At 65.4% G+C, this 18,879-nt stretch carries 17 protein-coding genes and 1 pseudogene; 10 read left to right on the top strand and 8 right to left on the bottom strand.

The features are described from left to right. Nucleotides 1-6: 6 nt before the first annotated feature. The 8 genes and pseudogenes from ACO07I_RS13835 to ACO07I_RS13870 form a co-directional block, all read right to left on the bottom strand. Nucleotides 7-840, bottom strand: coding sequence for a transporter substrate-binding domain-containing protein (locus tag ACO07I_RS13835; protein ID WP_422008544.1), 834 nt, complete (start codon nucleotides 838-840; stop codon nucleotides 7-9). Beyond that, the gene (locus ACO07I_RS13840) at nucleotides 837-1,541 is read right to left on the bottom strand and encodes a GntR family transcriptional regulator (protein WP_422008546.1); all 705 of its coding nucleotides are present in this window, start codon (nucleotides 1,539-1,541) and stop codon (nucleotides 837-839) included. The genes ACO07I_RS13835 and ACO07I_RS13840 overlap by 4 nt, the downstream gene beginning before the upstream one ends. 128 nt (nucleotides 1,542-1,669) lie before the next feature. Then, nucleotides 1,670-2,314, bottom strand: a complete 645-nt coding sequence (locus tag ACO07I_RS13845; protein WP_422008547.1) for a glutathione S-transferase family protein — start codon at nucleotides 2,312-2,314, stop codon at nucleotides 1,670-1,672. Nucleotides 2,315-2,428: 114 nt separating this feature from the next. Then, entirely contained in the window at nucleotides 2,429-3,313 is an 885-nt protein-coding gene (locus ACO07I_RS13850; protein ID WP_422008549.1) for a LysR substrate-binding domain-containing protein, read from the bottom strand. Between the two features lie 41 nt (nucleotides 3,314-3,354). Then, on the bottom strand, nucleotides 3,355-3,801 hold the full coding sequence (gene cynS / locus ACO07I_RS13855; RefSeq protein ID WP_422008551.1) for a cyanase: 447 nt from the start codon (nucleotides 3,799-3,801) through the stop codon (nucleotides 3,355-3,357). Then, nucleotides 3,798-4,717 (bottom strand): annotated as a pseudogene (locus ACO07I_RS13860) (ABC transporter ATP-binding protein). Before ACO07I_RS13860 ends, cynS begins: the two are co-directional and overlap by 4 nt. A 7-nt stretch (nucleotides 4,718-4,724) precedes the next feature. Further along, the gene (gene ntrB, locus ACO07I_RS13865) at nucleotides 4,725-5,573 is read right to left on the bottom strand and encodes a nitrate ABC transporter permease (RefSeq protein WP_422008553.1); all 849 of its coding nucleotides are present in this window, start codon (nucleotides 5,571-5,573) and stop codon (nucleotides 4,725-4,727) included. Between the two features lie 173 nt (nucleotides 5,574-5,746). Then, nucleotides 5,747-7,114 carry an ABC transporter substrate-binding protein gene (locus tag ACO07I_RS13870; RefSeq protein ID WP_422008555.1) on the bottom strand — a complete coding sequence of 456 codons (1,368 nt, stop codon included), beginning with the start codon at nucleotides 7,112-7,114 and terminating at the stop codon, nucleotides 5,747-5,749. 412 nt (nucleotides 7,115-7,526) lie between these two features. Here ACO07I_RS13870 and ACO07I_RS13875 point away from each other — a divergent pair, with 412 nt between their 5' ends. From ACO07I_RS13875 to ACO07I_RS13920, 10 genes are all read left to right on the top strand, one after another. Continuing rightward, nucleotides 7,527-8,006, top strand: a complete 480-nt coding sequence (locus ACO07I_RS13875; RefSeq protein WP_298305181.1) for a YbjN domain-containing protein — start codon at nucleotides 7,527-7,529, stop codon at nucleotides 8,004-8,006. Between the two features lie 139 nt (nucleotides 8,007-8,145). After that, on the top strand, nucleotides 8,146-8,982 hold the full coding sequence (lgt, locus tag ACO07I_RS13880) for a prolipoprotein diacylglyceryl transferase (RefSeq protein ID WP_422008557.1): 837 nt from the start codon (nucleotides 8,146-8,148) through the stop codon (nucleotides 8,980-8,982). Between the two features lie 24 nt (nucleotides 8,983-9,006). Next, nucleotides 9,007-10,086 (top strand): class I SAM-dependent methyltransferase, encoded by a 1,080-nt coding sequence (locus ACO07I_RS13885; protein WP_422008559.1) that lies wholly within the window; start codon nucleotides 9,007-9,009, stop codon nucleotides 10,084-10,086. Then, nucleotides 10,083-10,850, top strand: coding sequence for a peptidoglycan editing factor PgeF (gene pgeF, locus ACO07I_RS13890; RefSeq protein WP_422008561.1), 768 nt, complete (start codon nucleotides 10,083-10,085; stop codon nucleotides 10,848-10,850). Before ACO07I_RS13885 ends, pgeF begins: the two co-directional genes overlap by 4 nt. A 177-nt stretch (nucleotides 10,851-11,027) precedes the next feature. Then, nucleotides 11,028-11,882 carry a hypothetical protein gene (locus ACO07I_RS13895; RefSeq protein WP_422008563.1) on the top strand — a complete coding sequence of 285 codons (855 nt, stop codon included), beginning with the start codon at nucleotides 11,028-11,030 and terminating at the stop codon, nucleotides 11,880-11,882. A 130-nt stretch (nucleotides 11,883-12,012) separates the two neighbouring features. Next, nucleotides 12,013-13,599 carry an ABC transporter substrate-binding protein gene (locus ACO07I_RS13900; protein ID WP_422008565.1) on the top strand — a complete coding sequence of 529 codons (1,587 nt, stop codon included), beginning with the start codon at nucleotides 12,013-12,015 and terminating at the stop codon, nucleotides 13,597-13,599. A gap of 108 nt (nucleotides 13,600-13,707) precedes the next feature. Then, nucleotides 13,708-15,276 carry an ABC transporter substrate-binding protein gene (locus ACO07I_RS13905; RefSeq protein WP_422008567.1) on the top strand — a complete coding sequence of 523 codons (1,569 nt, stop codon included), beginning with the start codon at nucleotides 13,708-13,710 and terminating at the stop codon, nucleotides 15,274-15,276. A gap of 80 nt (nucleotides 15,277-15,356) precedes the next feature. After that, nucleotides 15,357-16,298: an ABC transporter permease gene (locus ACO07I_RS13910; RefSeq protein WP_422008569.1), complete on the top strand. Its 942-nt coding sequence runs from the start codon at nucleotides 15,357-15,359 to the stop codon at nucleotides 16,296-16,298. A 35-nt stretch (nucleotides 16,299-16,333) separates the two neighbouring features. Further along, nucleotides 16,334-17,230 carry an ABC transporter permease gene (locus tag ACO07I_RS13915; RefSeq protein WP_422018259.1) on the top strand — a complete coding sequence of 299 codons (897 nt, stop codon included), beginning with the start codon at nucleotides 16,334-16,336 and terminating at the stop codon, nucleotides 17,228-17,230. Further along, nucleotides 17,230-18,861 carry an ABC transporter ATP-binding protein gene (locus ACO07I_RS13920; RefSeq protein ID WP_422008571.1) on the top strand — a complete coding sequence of 544 codons (1,632 nt, stop codon included), beginning with the start codon at nucleotides 17,230-17,232 and terminating at the stop codon, nucleotides 18,859-18,861. Before ACO07I_RS13915 ends, ACO07I_RS13920 begins: the two co-directional genes overlap by 1 nt. Nucleotides 18,862-18,879 lie beyond the last annotated feature (18 nt).

An 18,879-nucleotide genomic window follows, 5' to 3' on the forward strand; every position in this document is an offset into this window, starting at 1 on the left:
AGTTGCCTACTTGATCATTTCTTTCATGACCGGCGGCGCGGACTTGGGATCGAGGCCGAAGTCGGCGATCGCCTGCTCGTACCACTTCTGCGTCTGGCCGCTCTTGTAATAGTCGGCGAACTGCTTATCGACCCATTCGGTAAAGGCGGTGTCGCCCTTGCGCAGCGCCGCGCTCGACGGCTGCGATTCGGCGGGCAGCGGCACCACGATCTTGCCCTTGCCGAGCCGCTGGCGGGCGGCCAGCAGCGGCGGATGGAAGAGCAGCACGGCATCGACGCGACCCGACTGGAAGGCGGCGATCGCCTCGGCGTTGCCGGGGAAGCGCTGGATGTCGGCCTTGGGCGTGTGCTGCGTCGCCCAGCGGTCCATGGTCGAGGCTTGCGGCACGGCGATGCGTACGCCCTGCTTGTTGAGGTCCTCCCAGGTCTTCGCATTCAGGTCGTCGCGCGCCAGCACCGCGAGCGAGTACCAGAGCAGCGGCGTCTCGGGGAAGTTGGCGGCCTGTTTGCGTTCCGACGTGGCGTCGAGCATGAACATGATGTCGATCTTGTCGCCCTGGAGGGCGGCGATCGCATTGCCCCAGGTCACCTCGACCGGCTCGAACTTCACGCCCAGCGACTGCGCCATCGCCTTGCCCATCGCGACGCCGAGACCCGACGCCCATTGCCCGGTCTTGGGATCCTTCGAGTACCAGGGCGGCGCCTGGGTGACGCCGACGCGCAGCACGCCGCGCTTCTTCACCTCGTCGAGCGTGCCCTCGGCGCGCGCGGCGAACGGAATGGCCAGCGCGGCGGCACTCGCGGCCGCGACGGCGAACAACGAACGTCGATTGATGCTCATGATTTGACTCCCCTTTTTGGCTTCCCCGGCAGATCCGGCATCGAGCGCAGGAATTTCTCCGTGGTCTCGACGCCGCGACGCATGTGATCGGCGATCTCGGCCTTCATCGCCGCGAGGTCCGCGCCAAACGCCGCCTCGATGTAGCTGTCGTGGCTGTCGCGCTTCGGGCCGCGCCGGCCATGCGCGCGATGATGCGCCGCCCAATAGAGCTGCAGCCGGCCGCGCAGCCCGTGCCAGGCGCGCTGCAGGAGCTTGTGGCCGCTCGCCTCGTAGACGAGACCGTGGAAGTCGAGTTCGTGGAGAATGCTGGCGCGGTCGTCGCCGGCATCGATCGAGGCGATCAGCACGTCGTTGCGCCGCCGGAGCTCGGCGCGGAACCGGTCGTCGCGGCGCAGCCAGACTTGTTCGAAGGCGAAGGTCTCCAGCACCGTGCGCAACGAATAGATCTCGTGGACGTCCTCGACCGAGAGCTCGGCGACGTGCGTGCCGGTATAGGGCACGGTCACGACCAGCCCCTCCTCGATCAGCTGCCGCAGCGCCTCGCGCAACGGCCCGCGGCTGACATCGAACCGTTCCGACAGCGCCGTCTCGACCAGCGGCGCCCCCGGCGGAATGTCGCCCGCCAGGATCGCGGACCGGAGCTGCTCCACGATGTGGGCGCGCAAGGTCGCCTTCGGCACCCGCTCGAAAAGCGAGTCCACTCCCCGCGTCGAAAGATCGGAAACAGCCAAGTTGCCCTCGGAACGACGAATCGTCGATTGTCAACAATGTGTCACGGCGAACCGCGAGCGCACAACAGAAACCTCTGAAAGCCAGCAGCCGGCCAAAACTAGACGTAGCAGGTCAGCCGTTTGCCAGGCAGCAGGTCATAGGGCGCCCTCCATCCGGGACGCTCCGCCATGCGCAGAAGCCACGCATTCACAGTTGGATGGCTGACCGCCAGATCATACCCGGCCTCCCGCTTCGGGAAGGACAGATAGGCCATCATTGAGATATCGGCGATCGTCGGGCGGTCGCCGATCATGAACGGGCGCTCCAGAAGATGGCCGTTCAGGATCGTCAGATAGTCGTCGAGGCGCCGACGCATATAGGCCAGAACGGCGGGATCGGGTGAAGGCGTGAACGCCCGATAGTAACGATAGGTCGCCATGTAGCCGCTGAGCTTGTGGTTGTCCCAGAACAGCCAGCGAAGGATTTCGAACCTCTCCTCATCGCTCCGACCGCCAAACTGGCCGTAGCGTTCGGCGAGCCGCAGAAGGATCGGCGCCGTCTGGGTGAGGCGTTGCGGACCCTCCTCGAGAACCGGGATCTCGCCCATGACATTGACGCGGGCGCGCCACTCGGGGGTTCGCGTGACGCCACCGCCGAAGTCGGTCCAGACCGGCTCGAAGTCCTGGCCGCACAGCGTGAGCATCAGCGCCAGCTTGTAGCTGTTGCCGGATTCCGGGAAGTAATGCAGGCGATAGATGGTCATGCGCGACGCCATTCCCCGGACGCGGTCTTTGATGACCGTGACCGTAGGGCCCGGCGTCCGGTGCGACCATTCAGTTCTCGGCCGACGACTTCAGGAATCGTCAACGCCGCCCCTTCAGGCGGCAGCGGCGGCTTCGCCGATCAACCAGCTCCGGAATAGATCGAATCGGTTCGACTCGACCCGATCGGTCCGCCGAACGAGATGGAAGCTTCTGGAGAGCGTCACGTCACCCGGCCACAGGCGCACGAGTCGGCCGCTTTGCAGATAAGGCCGCACGAGGGGATCGAGGCCGATGGCGGCTCCGAGTCCGGCTGCTGCCGCCTCGTAGACAAGCTGAAGATTGTCGAAGCTCCTGTAAGGACCTTGGGCCAAGCCGATGCCGGTGTGCCGAAACCATTCCGGCCAGAAGTCGGGCTGATGACTGGACCCAATGAGAGTCTGTCGCGCGAGGTCGGCGGGGCCTTTGAGCCGCTTGCGGGCGACGAAGTCCGGACTCGCGACCGGATACGCCTTTATCGGCAGAAACTTCTCTCCGACCGTTCCCGGCCAGGGCCCGAGCCCCAGGCGAATGGCGCAGTCGAGATCGTCGCGCTCGCGCAGTTCCACGATATCCGGCGAGGTCTCGATTTCGACCTCCAGTCCCGCGAGACGCAATCGGCTGCGCGCAAGCCTGGGCACGAGCCAGTTCGCGGCAAAGCTCGGGATGACGCTGACCTTGAAGGCGCCACGTCGAACCGGCGACGTGGCGGCGATCGTCGCCTTGCACACGCGATCCCAGGCCGGTCCCAGCTCAGAGAAGTATTTCTCGCCCGCCGCCGTGAGGCTGAGACCCCGTGGCTGGCGGTCGAAGAGTTTCGCGCCGAGGTAGCGCTCCAGAATCTGGATCCTGCGGCTCACGGCCGGGACCGTGATGCTCAACCTCGCCGCGGCTTGCGCGAGATTGCCGGCACGCGCCACGACGACAAAGGCTTCGATGGACCGCAGGGGGAGCTGGCTCATGAAACCAGTCTACCCCCACGCAGCTGCTTGCGGGACAGGCGTCAGTAGCTCTTGTACCCCAGGAACTTGCCCGACATGGCGATCTTCACCCGGTCGCCCTTCTGGTCGGGCTGGCGCTCCATGGTCATGTCGAAGTCGATGGCGCTCATGATGCCGTCGCCGAACTCTTCCTGGATCAGTTCCTTCCAGGTCGTGCCGTAGACCTGTACCAGCTCGTAGAAGCGGTAGATCAGCGGGTCGGTCGGCGGGATCTGGGGCAGCGAGCCGCGATAGGGCACCTCCTGCAGCAGCAGGATTTCTTCCTTGCCCAGGCCGAACAGCTTGCCGGCCTTGGTGGCCTGCTCCTTGGTCATCTTCATCTGGCCCATGCAGGCCGCGGTGACGATGATCTTCGAGGCACCACCAATCTTCTTGGCGATGTCTTCCCAGGTCAGTTCCTTCATGCGCTTGGCGGTCAGGATCTTCTCTGTGACTTCAGCCCGCTTCATTGCCGTCTCCCGGTTGTTAAAGGCACGATCTCGGCCGGCGGGTTGCCCGCCGAAAATTTCATGGACATGAGGCCCGGTTTCACCAGCTTCGGCCGCCGCGGATCGAAGCCATGCTCCGCGACCTCGCGATCGAACGCCTTCGAGCGGTTCACGAGGAACTCCACGAGATGGTTGCGGATCGCATAGTACTGCGGATGGCGGTGCAGGTCGTTCCGGTGCCGCTCGTTCTTCGGCATGGTGTTGACCACGATCTCGGCGATACGCGCGCCCGGGCCGTTGGTCATCAGCACGATCTTGTCGGCAAGCAGGATCGCCTCGTCGACATCGTGGGTGATCATGAACACGGTCTGATTGGTGTCGGCGCAGATGCGCAGCACCTCGTCCTGGAGCATGCCGCGCGTCAGCGCGTCGAGCGCGCTGAACGGCTCGTCCATCAGGAGCATCTTGGGCTGGATCGAAAGCGCGCGCGCGATGCCGACCCGCTGCTTCATGCCGCCCGAGAGCTGCGCCGGCCGCTTATTCTCTGCGCCGGCGAGGCCGACCAGCTCGATGAAGCGCATCGCGTGATCGCGCACCCGGGCGCGATCCAGGTCGGCCAGCGCGAGGACACGGCGAAGGCGATGTTGCCCATCACCGTCATCCACGGCAGCAGCGCATGGCCCTGGAAGATCACGGCGCGGTCGAGGCTCGGCCCGTCGATCTCGCGATTGTCGACGATGACGGCGCCGCCGCTCGGACTGTCGAGGCCGGCCAGCACGTTCAGGATGGTGGTCTTGCCGCAGCCGGAATGGCCGATCAGGCAGCAGAACTCACCCTTGTCGACGCCGAACCAGATATCCTCGAACACGGCGGGCTGGCCGGTCTCGCCGAAGCGGCGCGCCAGTCCTTCGACGCTGATGAGCGGACGGTTCTCCATGGCGCGCCTATTCCGGATAGGTGACGAGCTTGGCGAGCCAGGCCAGGCCCTGGTCGAGCAGGAGACCGACCAGGCCGATCAACAGGATCGCGGTCACGATGTTGGCGATCGAGAGGTTGTTCCACTCGTTCCACACGAAGTAGCCGATGCCGGTGCCGCCCACGAGCATCTCGGCCGCCACGATCACCAGCCAGGCGATGCCCACGGAGATGCGCATGCCGGTCATGATGGTGGGCGCCGCGGCCGGCAGGATCACCTTGAAGGCGGTGCGGAACGGGCCGACCTCGAGCGTGCGCGCCACGTTCAGCCATTCCTTGCGCACGCTGCCCACGCCGAATGCGGTATTGATCAGCATCGGCCAGATCGAGCAGATGAAGATCACGAAGATCGACGAGATGGCGCTGTCCTTGATCGTGTAGAGCGCCAAGGGCATCCAGGCGAGCGGCGAGACCGGCTTCAGGATCTGGATGAAGGGATCGAGCGCGCGATAGACCAGCGGCGACATGCCGATCAGGAAGCCCAGCGGAATGGCCACCACGGCGGCCAGGCCGAAGCCCAGCAGCACGCGGCCCAACGAATAGGCGAGCTGGATGCCAATGCCCTTGTCGTTGCTGCCGCGGATATAGAAGGGATCGGCGAGGTGCTTCCAGATCGTGGCGCCGATATCGGCCGGCGTCGGCATCGCCGATTTCTGTCCGGTCGCCGCGGCGGCGCCGACCAGCTTGGCGTATTCCGGATCCATCGCCGGGCCGCTGGCCGCGGTCGGCATGGTGGCGACCTGCCAGATGCCGACGATGGCCACGAAGATCAGGATCGACAGCAGACCCGCCCGCAAGCGGAGGGAATTCTTCAGCATGCGTGGCCCTCATGCATCAAAAGCAAAGCCCTCATCCTGAGGAGCGAGCGCAGCGAGCGTCTCGAAGGATGAGCCAAGGACACCGCGCCTGCAGCCGATCCTTCGAGACGGCTGCTGCGCAGCCTCCTCAGGATGAGGTCGGCTTCTGATCCTGCCGGCAATGTCACGGCCGCTCAGGTCCGCTTGATGGCGAAGCTGTTGACGTACTCGTCGGGCTTGGACGAATCGAAGGGCTTGCCCATCACCACGATGGTCTTCTTCGACGGATCGGGCGGCGTGAGGCCCATCTCCTTCATCATGTTCGCCGTGTCGGTGGCGAGATAGACCTCGGAAGCGACCTTGGCGTAGTCGACATCGCCCTTGAGCTGACCCCAGCGCTTCATCTGGGTCATGATCCAGATGGCGAACTGGTTCCACGGGAAGGGATCGAAGTCGATGCGGTCGGGATCCTTCTTCACGCCGCCCAGGCCGTCGGCATAGGTGCCGGTCAGGATCTGCTCCAGCACCGTCTCGGGCTGGTTCAGGTAGTTGGCCGGGGCGATCGCCTTGGCGATCTCCTTGCGGTTCTCCTGCTTGTGCGCATAGGCCGTCGCATCGATGATCGACTTCAGCAGCGCGCGATAGCTGTTCGGATTCTGGGTCGCGAATTCCTTGCTGACGGTGAAGGCGCAGCACGGGTGACCGTCCCACAGCTCCTTGGTCAGCAGGTGGATGAAGCCGATGCCGTCGAACACGGCGCGCTGGTTGAACGGATCGGGGCCGAGATAGCCGTCGATATTGTCGGCGCGCAGGTTGGCGACCATCTCGGGCGGCGGCACCGAGCGGATCGAGATGTCCTTGTCGGGATCGAGGCCCGCCTCCGCCACGTAGTAGCGCAGCAGGTAGTTGTGCATCGAATAGTCAAAGGGCACGGCGAAGCGGAAGCCCTTCCAGTCCTTCGGATTGCGCTTGTCCTTGTGCTTGTTGGCGAGCGTGATCGCCTGGCCGTTGATGTTCTCGATCGCCGGCATCGTCCACGGCACCGGGTTCGACCCGACGCCCAGGGAGATCGCGATCGGCATCGGCGAGAGCATGTGCGAGGCGTCGTATTCCTTGGCCAGCGACTTGTCGCGGATCACCGCCCAGCCGGCCGTCTTCACGACTTCGACGTTGAGGCCCTGCTTGGAATAGAAGCCCATCGGATGGGCCATGATGATCGGCGTGGCGCAGGTGATCGGGATGAAGCCGACCTTGAGGTCCTTCTTCTCCGGCGCGCCCCCCTGGGCAAAGGCCTCGCGGGCGACCCCGAGCGGCAGGACCGAAGAGATGGCGGCCATGGCCGTGGCCGCGCCGACCGTCTTCAGGAACTGGCGGCGCTGGGCGTCGACCGGGAAGACCGCCCGCAGCACGGCGGCGTCGACGACCCGGTTCCAGCGATCCTCCTCCCCGGCCGGCACCGTCTCCGCCGTCAGGCGGGCATGGTCGGCCTGGCTGTGGTTGCCGCCGCAGGAGCAGCCACCGCGCCCCAGCAGGGCCTTCGGGTCGAACGGGTCCTTGAACATCGAAGCCTCCTCCAGGTCCTGGTGCCGGCATCGATGCGCGGCCCGCTTGGAGGCTGAAAAGGCAATGCCTGTGCCAATCGCTCAGAACGTGCAGAAATCCGGGAAGAAGCGCCGGTCGAGGTGTTCAATTGCCCAGTTTTTCAGCAGATTCTCCCGACTCGTTCTGCGGAATCGCCGGATTCGAATCTTAACGTTGGGGATTAAATTCATGGAATCCCTGACTCTTTCCCCGTTTTACACGGCCATTTCTTATTGCGGAGGGGGGCGACCTTTGGCAGGCTACGGTTAGTGGGTTGTTGGGTGCCCACCACGATATGTCGGCCACCCGCCTCAAGAATGGCTTAGCGTAAGCCGCACGGCGGAATGGTTGGGGAGTAGCTCTATGGCGTTATCTCGACATGAGCGGACAAGATTGAAGTCTGACCTGAATCCGCTCGAAATGATCGAGAAGGTCGTGTCCGCCAACGACTGGCCGTTCGACCGTACCTCTGACCGGGAGATTGCGGTCGAGGTCGCGGGCCGCTGGTGCGACTATCGCATGTTCTTCAGCTGGCGCGACGATGTCGAGGCGCTGCACTTCACCTGCGCCTACGACGTCCGCATTCCCGCCGAACGGCATTCGGACATTCACGGCCTGCTGGCCCTGATCAACGAAAAGATGTGGCTGGGTCACTTCGATCTGTGGACCGAGGAAGGCCTGCCGATGTTCCGCCACGCCATCCCGCTGCGCGGGACCAAGGGCTTGATGGCCGAACAGCTGAACGACCTCGTCGAGGTGGCGATCACCGAAAGCGAGCGTTTCTATCCCGCCTTTCAGTACGTCATCTGGGCTGGCAAGAGCCCCGCCGACGCGTTGACCGCCTCCATCCTGGAGACGGTCGGCGAAGCCTGAACCGACAAGGACCTTCCGACGCCCCCTCTCGCTAAAAACCAATAAACCTGTTCGGAATGTCCCCAGCGGCGCCGATCCCCCCGGATCGGCGCCGCGACGATTTTAGGAACGCGATTCCCCGGCTATAAGGGTCGCCTTCATGAGCACCCTTTCCGCGATTCTCCTGGCCGCGCTTCCTCTGGCGATCCCGTATCCCGAGATCGATCCCGTCCTGGTCCAGCTCGGACCCTTCGCCATCCGCTGGTATGCGCTCGCCTATATCGCGGGCCTGGTGATCGGCTGGCAGGTCATGCGCCGCGTCTGCGAGCGGCCGCCCCAGGTCCTGTCGCCGCTCAAGATCGACGACTTCCTGCTGTGGGCGGCGCTCGGCGTCATCCTGGGCGGACGGCTGGGCTACGTGCTGTTCTACAAGCCGGGCTTCTACCTGGAACATCCGCTGGCCGCGCTCACCCTGTGGGAAGGCGGCATGTCGTTCCACGGCGGGCTGCTGGGCGTCATCGTCGCCATCCTGCTCTTCGCGATGCGCAACAAGACCGACCCCTTCATGCTGTCGGACCTGGTGGCGATCGTGGCGCCGCTCGGCCTGTTCTTCGGCCGCCTCGCCAACTTCATCAACGGCGAGCTGTGGGGGCGCGTCAGCGACGTGCCCTGGGCCATGGTCTTCCCGCGCGGCGGGCCCCTGCCGCGCCATCCCAGCCAGCTCTACCAGGCCTTCTTCGAGGGCGTGCTGCTGACCCTCATCGTCGTCGCGGTGTGGAAGCTCACCGAGGGGCGGCGCCGGCCCGGCCTGCTGACCGGGGTTTTCTGCGCGGGCTATGGCCTGGCCCGAATCGTGGGCGAGATCTTCCGCGAGCCCGACGCCCATCTCGGCTACCTGTGGGGGCCGCTCACCATGGGCATGCTGCTGTCGCTGCCGGTGCTGCTGTTCGGCCTCTGGCTCATCCTGCGCGCCTACCGGAAGCCCGTCCTGCCGTGACCGAGGCGTCGTGACCGAGCCCTCATGACCGAATTGGGCGGGTTGATCGCGCGCCGCATCGCGCTCACCGGGCCAATCTCGCTCGCCGACTTCATGGCCGAGGCGATGGGGCATCCGCGGCTCGGCTACTATCGCCGTGCGCTTCCCGTCGGCGCCGCCGGCGACTTCACCACCGCGCCCGAAATCTCGCAGATGTTCGGCGAGCTTTTAGGCGCCTGGCTGGCCGAGCGCTGGCTGGCGATGGGCCGGCCAGCGCCCGTACGCCTGGTCGAGCTCGGTCCCGGCCGCGGCACCCTGATGGCCGATGCGCTGCGCGCCACCCGCGGCGTGCCGGGATTTCATGCCGCGATCGACCTCCATCTCGTCGACATCAACGCGCCCTTGCGCGAGGCCCAGCGCTCTACGCTGCAGGCCTATCGGCCGGCCTGGCACGAACGCTTCGACGAGGTGCCGGCGGGACCGCTGCTGCTGGTCGCCAACGAGTTCTTCGATGCACTGCCGGTGCGCCAGTTTCATCGCACGGCTTCGGGCTGGCGCGAGCGCATGGTGGGCCTCGACGAGGCGGGGGGATTGCGGCTGGCGCTGGCGCCGGGCAGCACGCCCTTCGCGCCCCTGCTGCCGGAGGCCCCCGAAGGCGCGGAGGCCGAACTCAGCGAAGCCGGGCGCGTGCTGGCCGCGGCCATCGGCGCGCGCATCGCCTGCGACGGCGGATGGGCGCTCATCATCGACTACGGGATGGCGAGCGCCGGCCGCGCGGCCTCGCTGCAGGCGGTGCGCGGGCATCGGGGAGCGGGCATTCTCGACCGTCCCGGCGAGACCGACCTCAGCGCCCATGTCGATTTCGCGGCGCTCGCCGCCGCGGCCGGCGTCCCGGCCTTCGGGCCGGTCGACCAGGGCGAGTTCCTGCGGCGTCTCGGTCTTCGCGAACGTGCGCTGGCCCTGAAGCGCAATGCAAAGGCGGCGCAGGCCGATGCCATCGATGCGGCATCGGCCCGCTTGATCGCGCCCGACCAAATGGGCACCCTCTTTCGCGTGCTGGCCCTCGGCGACGGCAACAACGCCCCGCCCGCCGGCTTCAAGGATTTCCCCTCGGACGATTCATGATCCAGGCTCAGACACTCGCCGCCCTCGACGGCGTGCAGCACCGATTCTTCACCCGCCGCGGTGGCGTGAGCACGGGCCTCTTTTCGTCGCTCAACTGCGGCTATGGCTCGGCCGATGCGCCGGAGAACGTGCGCGAGAACCGTCGCCGCGCGGCCGCGCAATTCGGTCTCGACGAACCCGACCTGCAGACCGTGTACCAGATCCATTCGGCCGATGTGCTCACCGTCACGAACGAGCGCTGGAGTTCGCCGGGCGCGCCCAAGGCCGACGGGCTCGTGACGGACCGGCCGGGCGTCGCGCTGGGCGTGATGGCCGCCGATTGCGCGCCGGTGCTGCTGGCCGACGGCGACGCCTCGGTGATCGGCGCCGCGCATGCCGGCTGGAAGGGTGCGCTGGGCGGTGTCGTCGACGCCACCATCGCGGCGATGGAGAAGCTGGGTGCCCGGCGCGAGCGCATCCAGGTCGTGGTCGGCCCGTGCATCGGTCCTGCCTCGTACGAAGTCGGTCCGGAATTCCCTGCGCCCTTCCTGGCGCAGGACGAGGCGAACGCCGCGTTCTTCCGGACCGCGACGCGCGCCGGCCACTTCATGTTCGACCTGCCCGGCTATCTCGTGCACCGCATTGCCCGCAACGGCGTCGCCGTGAGCGCCACGGGCCACGACACGCTCACCGGCACCGAGGACTTCTTCAGCTATCGCCGCAACACGCTGCAGGGTGTGCGCGATTACGGACGTGGCCTGTCCGCGATCGCTCTCGCGGCCTGACGTGCCCTACTTCATCATCCTGATGGCCTGCTGCCTCCTCGGGGTCATCGCGACATGCGCCATGTTGTGATGCTGCTGTGCCTGCTCGCCCTCGCGGCGTGCGGCGGAGCCCCGAGACCCTTCGAACACGATTCTTCGCAGGTTTCCTACGCACGTCCCTTGCGGGACAAGGCCGAGGTGGCAATCAGCCCGCCGCGCAACATGCCGCCGGAAATGGGCGAGCGCGTCGCTGCGGCCCTTGCCATCGAACTGCAGTCCTATGGGATCTTGGCCACCGTGGCGCCGGCCGAAGCGCCGATCCAGGTCGACGGCGTGATGAGCACGCGCGACGCCGGCATGTCGATCGAGGTCCAGACGGACTGGCGCGTGCGCGGCCGGCCACGCACCGACGAGCCCGCGACGGTCAAGACCCGCGCCCCGCCCGAGGATTATGCCGAGCAGGCCGAGCGCCTGGTTTCGCGGATCGCGCAACAGGCCGCCCCCAGGATCGCGACCCTGATCGGCAAGCCGCCGAACTTCATCCCGCGCGCGCCCGGCCAGGTCGCCGCAGGCATCACGATCCCCTACGAGTTCCCGCCCGACCCCGCGGCGGCCCCGCCGCCCGACGGCGCGGTACCGACCTCGACCACCGTGCCGACACCCGCCGCCGCCAAGCCGGCGGAGCCGCAGGTGAAGGTGTTCGTCGCAGCGGTCACCGGCGCGCCGTCGGACGGCAACCGCCAGCTGACGTCGGGGATGCGGCGTGCGCTGGGATCGAGCAAGCTCGTGATCGTCGACCAGGCAGAAGGCGAGGCCTTCAGCGTCGTCGGCACGGTGACCCTGACGCCGATCGACGACCGCATGGCCCGCCTGGTGGTCAAATGGATCGTCAAGGATCCGGCCGGCAAGAATATCGGCGACATCGATCAGTCCAATCCCGTGCCCTTGGCGGCCACGAAGGGCTCCTGGGCCGGATTCGGCGACATCGTCGCCACCGCCGCCTCCGAAGGGGTGCTCGAACTTCTCGAGAAGGCAATCAATAAGCCGCGCTGACTCGTGCGTTGCCTGTGAATCGGCTTGTCAGAGGGGGGCTTTCGGCTGCTACTGTTCCGGGGGGCGGCGCGATTCTTGCTAGCTTTGCGCAGGGCAAGGACCGACCGCGAGACAGGGAGTTAAAAAAATCATGTTGTCATTCAGGAAGTCGGCTCTGGCCGTCATTGCTGCAGCAAGCTTCAGCGGCCTCGTTGCCGCTGCGCCGGCACAGGCACAGACGCTCAAGGTCGTTATGCATTCGGATGTGAAGATCCTCGATCCGATCTGGACCACGGCCTACATCCAGCGCAACCACGGCTACATGGTGTGGGACACGTTGTTCGCGGTCGACGAGAAGTTCGACGTCAAGCCGCAGATGGTCGACAAGTACGAGAACTCCGCCGACAAGCTGACCTGGACCTTCACGCTGCGCGACGGCCTCGAATGGCACAATGGCGCGCCGGTCACCGCCGAGGATTGCGTCGCCTCCATCAAGCGCTGGGCCGCCCGCGATTCGATGGGCCAGAAGATGATGGGCTCGGTCGAAGGCTTCGAGATCGTGGACGCCAAGACCTTCAAGATGAAGATGAAGGAGCCGTACGGCCTGGTGCTCGAGTCGCTCGGCAAGCCGTCGTCGAATGTGCCCTTCATGATGCCGAAGAAGACGGCCGAAACCGACCCGATGCAGCAGATCAAGCTCGAGGACGTGATCGGCTCCGGCCCGTTCGTCTTCAAGGGCGACGAGTGGAAGCCGGGCGAGAAGATCGTCTACGTCAAGAACACGAAGTACAAGCCGCGCGCCGAGCCGGCCAACGGCCTCTCCGGCGGCAAGGTCGTCAAGGTCGACCGCGTCGAGTGGATCGCCATGCCGGACATCCAGACGCAGGTGGCCGCGCTCCAGAGCGGCGAGATCGACATCATCGAGTCGCCGGGTCACGACCTGCTGCCGCTGCTGGCGAAGGACAAGAACGTCGAGCTGGTCAGCTTCAACCCGACCGGCAACCAGTACGCCTTCCGGTTCAACAGCCTGGCCAAGCCCTTCGACAACGCGAAGATCCGGCACGCCGTCTTCGTCGCCTTTGCGCAGGAGGACTTCCTCAAGGCCACGATCGGCGATCCGCAATGGTACAAGGTCTGCAAGGCGCCGTTCGTCTGCGGCACCCCGCTGGCGACCGACGCCGGCATGGCCGACGTGCTGAACGGCAATGCCGCCAAGGCCAAGCAGATCCTCACGGAAGCCGGCTATGACGGCACGCCGATCGTGCTGATGCACTCGACCGACCTGCAGGTCCTCACCAATCTCGCCCCGGTCGCCAAGGCCCAGATGGAACGGGCCGGCTTCAAGGTCGACATGGTGTCGATGGACTGGCAGACCCTGGTCGCGCGCCGCGTCAAGAAGGACCCGCCGAGCCAGGGCGGCTGGCACGCCTTCCTCACCTCCTGGGTGGCGGCCGACATCCTCAACCCGGTGATGGCCGGATACTTCAACGCCGCATGCGACAAGGCCATGTTCGGCTGGCCGTGCGACGCGACGATCGAGAAGTATCGCGACCAGTTCGCCAAGGAGACCGACCCGGCGAAGCAGAAGCAGATCGTCGAGGACCTGCAGAAGTACTGGGTCGATCATCCGACGCACATCAATGTCGGCCAGTGGTACGCACCGCTCGCCCGCCGCAAGAACATCACGGGCAACCTGACGGCGCCGGCGCCGGTGTTCTGGAACGTCACCAAGAAATAGCTCGATCCGCGCGCGGGGTCCGTTCCCCGCGCGCTCATCGATGAAGGCGGGCGATCCCCGTCTTCTTCGATGGGGAAGAAACCCGGAGGGGGCTCTATGAAAAAAGTGATGAAGCGTACGCTCGCGGCAATGGTTGCCGGCGCGATCCTGTCGAGTGCGGGACCGGTGCTAGCCCAGGGCAAGGTCGTCAAGTTCGTGCAGAACGGCAACCTGACCATCCTGGATCCGATCTGGACCACGGCCTACGTCACCCGCAACCACGGCTATTTCATCTACGACACGCTGTTCGCATCCGACGAGAACAACGTCGTGAAGCCGCAGATGGTCGACAAGTACGAAGTCTCCGCCGACAAGACGGTGTGGACCTTCACCCTGCGCGACGGGCTCGAGTGGCACGACGGCAAGCCGGTGACCTCGGAGGACTGCATCGCTTCGATCAAGCGCTGGGGCGCGCGCGACGCGATGGGCCAGAAGCTCATGGACTTCGTGAAGGAGTTCAAGCAGGTCGATCCCAAGACATTCCAGATGGTGCTGAAGGAACCCTACGGCCTGGTGCTCGATTCGCTCGGCAAGCCGTCCTCCCAGGTTCCCTTCATGATGCCGAAACGGGTGGCCGACACCGATCCGTTCAAGCAGATCGACAGCCAGATCGGCTCGGGTCCGTTCGTCTACGTCAACGCCGAGTCCAAGCCCGGCGAGAAGCACGTCTATACCAAGAACACCAAGTACAAGCCGCGCGCCGAGCCCGCCTCGGGTCTGGCCGGCGGCAAGGTGGTGAAGGTCGACCGGGTCGAGATCATCGAGATGCCCGACCCGCAGCAGCAGGTGAACGCGCTCGCAGCCGGCGAGATCGACATCATCGAACAGCCGCCGCACGATCTGATCCCGGTCCTTAAGAAGGAAAAGGGTGTCGCGCTCTACAACTGGAACCCGCTCGGCCACCAGTTCATCTACCGCATGAACTGGCTGCAGCCGCCCTTCAACAATCCCAAGATCCGCGAGGCCGCGCTGCTGACCATCCGCCAGGAGGATTATCTCAAGGCGACCGTCGGCGAGCCGGAATTCTACAAGGTCTGCACGGCCGCCTTCATCTGCGGAACGCCCAACGCGGTCAATGCGCCGGGCGATCTCCTCGTGAAGCCGAACTTCGAGAAGTCGAAGGCGCTGCTCAAGGAGGCCGGCTATGACGGCACGCCGATTGTGCTGCTGCAGTCGACGACCCTGCCCGTCCTCACCAACGTCGCCCCTGTGACAAAGGCGCTGCTCGAACAAGGCGGCTTCAAGGTCGACATGCAGTCGATGGACTGGCAAACCGTCGTCACACGTCGAACCAACAAGGGTCCCGTGAGTCAGGGCGGCTGGAACCTCTTCCATACGTTCTCGGTCGCGGCCGACATCCTGAATCCGATCTCGACCTCCTACATGGTAGCGAACGGCGACAAGGCGTGGTTCGGCTGGCCGAACGATCCGGAGATGGAGAAGCTGCGCGACGCATACGCCAAAGAAACCGACCCCGCGAAGAACAAGGCGCTCGCCGCAGCCGTCCAGGCCCGGGCTTTGCAAACCGCCCAGTACGGCTGGATCGGCCAGTGGTACGGCCCGGGCGCCATGCGCTCCAACATCTCGGGCTGGCTCAAGGCGCCCGTGCCGGTGATGTGGAACATCGAGAAGAAGTGAAACTGATCTCCATCCCGACCCTTTCCGGCAACCGGCGGAGGGTCGGGATGGAGGCAGTCAGATAAGGTAAACTGCATACAATGATCGATTTCATAGCTCGCCGTCTCATAGCCATCATCCCCGTGCTGGCGGTGGTGGCCATCTTCGTCTTCCTCATGCTGCGGCTGACGCCGGGCGATCCCGCCGCCGTCATCGCGGGCGACAACGCCACGTCCGACCAAATCGCCGACATCCGCAACAAGCTCGGCCTCGACGAGCCGATCTGGTCGCAGTTCGCCATCTGGATCGGCAACGTGCTGCAGGGCAATTTCGGCGAAAGCTTCTTCTTCAAGAAGACCGTGGCCGAACTGATCGCCCAGCGCGTCGAGCCGACGCTCGCTCTCGCGATCTGCACCCTTCTCTTCGCCGTCTCCATTTCCGTTCCGATCGGCGTCATGGCCGCCTACCGCCAGGGCTCGCTGCTCGATCGCGCGGTGATGGGTTTCTCGGTTCTGGGTTTCTCCGTGCCGGGCTTCGTCATCGGCTACTGCCTGATCTACGTGTTCGCCATCGAACTCGGCTGGCTGCCGGTGCAGGGCTATGTCCGCATCGGGGTCAATTTCTGGCAGTTCCTCGAGCGCATGATCCTGCCGTCGCTCACCCTGTCGGTCGGGTTCGTGGCGCTGATCTCGCGCATCACGCGCGCTTCGGTGCTCGAAGTCCTAAACGAGGACTATATCCGCACTGCGCGCGCGAAGGGCCTGTCGAACCGTGTCGTGCTGATGCGCCATGCGCTGCGCAATGCCGCGGTGCCGATCCTCACCGTGATCGGCCTCGGCATCGCCATCCTGATCGGCGGCGCCGTGGTGACGGAAAGCGTGTTCGGCCTGCCCGGTCTCGGCCGTCTGACGGTCGAAGCGGTGCTGAGCCGCGACTTCCCGACCATCCAGACCGTCATTCTTCTCTTCTCCGTCGTCTATGTCGTGATCAACCTGCTCATCGACATCAGCTACACCCTTTTCGATCCGAGGATCCGGTATTGAGCGCGATCACCGAAGAAGTCGTCGACTCCGCCTCCATTGCGGCGGCGTCGACCAAGCGCAAGAGCCTCTGGCTCGTTGCTCTCCGTAACCCCAACGTGATCATCGGCGGCGTGATCCTGCTGACGATGCTGGTCATTGCCATCCTGGCACCGTTCCTCGGCACGGTGGATCCGACGCGCATCGACCCGGCGGCCCGCAACAAGAAGCCGGGTACCGAGATCACCTACCGCCTCGATGACGGCACGACCATGAAGCGGGTCGCCATCATGGGTACGGACAGTCTCGGCCGCGACGTCTACAGCCGCGTCCTCTATGGCGCGCGCGTTTCGCTGGCCGTCGGCGTCGCCGTATCCATCATCTCGGTCGTGATCGGCATGGTGATCGGCCTGGTGTCGGGCTACGTGCGCTGGGCCGACGGGATCATCATGCGCATCATGGATGGGTTGATGGCGATCCCGGGCATATTGCTCGCGATCGCCCTCGTCTCGATCTGGCGCGCCGGCCTGATCACGGTGGTGTTCGCCATCGTCGTTCCCGACGTCCCGCGCGTCGTGCGCCTCGTCCGCTCGATCGTGCTGACGGTGCGTGAAGAGCCCTATGTCGAAGGCGCGATCTCGGTCGGCACCCCGACCTGGATCCTGATGTTCCGCCACATCCTGCCCAACACGGTGGCACCGCTGATCGTGCAGGGCACCTTCCTGGCCGCGGCCGCGATCCTGACCGAAGCCGCCCTGTCGTTCCTCGGCATCGGCATCCCGCCGGAAATCCCGAGCTGGGGCAACATCATGGCCGAGGGCCGCACGCTGTTCCGCGTCTTCCCGCACAACATCCTGTACCCCGGCATCTTCCTTGCCTTGACGGTACTGGCCATCAACATCATGGGCGACGGTCTGCGCGACACGCTCGACCCGAAGATGAGCAAGAAAGTCTGATGTCGACCGAAACCAAGAAACCCGTCCTCGAAGTCCGCAACCTCAGCGTCGCCCTGCCCAAGGGCGGCGACCGGGTCCATGCCGTCGAAAAGGTGAGCTTCACGGTCAATCCCGGCGAAATCGTCTGCCTGGTGGGCGAATCCGGTTCGGGCAAGTCGGTGATCGCCTTCACCGTCATGGGTCTCCTCGCCAAGGCATTGAAGCCGACCTCGGGCGAGATCCTGCTCGAGGGCGAGAACATCCTGGCGGCGAGCGAAGACAGGCTGCGCGAGCTGCGCTGCACGCGCATGTCGATGATCTTCCAGGAGCCGATGACGGCGCTCAATCCCGTCATGACCTGCGGCGAGCAGATCGACGAGGTTCTGAACACCCACACCCAGCTCGACGCCGCGACGCGCAAGGCCAAGATCATCGCCATCCTGGACCGCGTGAAGCTGCCGGAACCGGAGCGCATCTACGCCTCCTATCCGCACCAGCTCTCGGGCGGCCAGCGCCAGCGCATCATGATCGCCATGGCGCTGGTCCTCGATCCGGTCCTGCTGATCGCCGACGAGCCGACCACCGCGCTCGACGTCACCACCCAGGCCGAGATCCTGAAGCTCGTGGCCGAGCTGCAGGCGGGCCAGGGCACCGGCGTGCTGTTCATCACCCACGATTTCGGCGTCGTTGCCGAGATCGCCCATCGGGTGGCTGTGCTGCGCTGGGGCGAGCTGGTGGAGATGGGACCGACCGAGCAGATCCTGTCGCGGCCCGTTCAGGCCTATACCAAGATGCTGATCTCCTCGGTGCCGTCGATCACACCGGCCCATCGCGGCGTGCGACGCGACGGCAAGACCGTCCTGCGCACCGAGAAGCTCGGCAAGATCTACACGGGCAATTCTTTCTTCCAGAAGGCGAGGGTCGTGAAGGCCGCGGTGGACGTCGACCTCGACATCCGACGCGGCGAGACGCTGGGCATCGTGGGCGAATCCGGTTCGGGCAAGTCGACCGTGGCGCGCTGCATTGCCCGCCTGATCGATCCGACCGAGGGCAAGGTCTATCTCGGCGACACCGAGATCGCGACCATGTCGGCCCGCAAGCTGCGGCCGCATCGCCGGCGCGTGCAGATCGTCTTCCAGGATCCCTACCGTTCGATGAATCCGCGCATCACCGTGGGCGACTTCATCATCGAGGGGCCGATGAATTTCGGCCTCGGGCGCGAAGAGGCGATGGCCCGCGCGCGCAAGCTGATGGAGACGGTGCGTCTCGATCCCAACGCGCTCGACCGCTTCCCGCATCAGTTCTCGGGCGGCCAGCGCCAGCGCATCTGCATCGCGCGGGCGCTCGCCATGGAGCCCGAGCTGCTGATCGCCGACGAGGCCGTGTCGGCGCTCGACGTGTCGGTCCAGAAGCAGGTTCTGGAGCTGCTGGACGAGATCCGCGTCCGGCTGAACCTCGCCGTGCTGTTCATCACCCACGATCTGCGCGTCGCGGCGCAGATCTGCGACTACGTGGCCGTGATGAGCAAGGGCCGTGTCGTCGAGTACGGCTCGGCCGAGCAGGTCTTCGGTTCGCCCAAGGCCGACTACACCAAGGCCCTGTTCGCCGCGGCCCCCGGCCGCCACTGGGAATTCGGCAAGTTCGCCGCCTGACCTCCGTCGCTCCTCTCC

The sequence above is a fragment of the Reyranella sp. genome (assembly GCF_965227665.1).
Lineage (GTDB): Bacteria > Pseudomonadota > Alphaproteobacteria > Reyranellales > Reyranellaceae > Reyranella.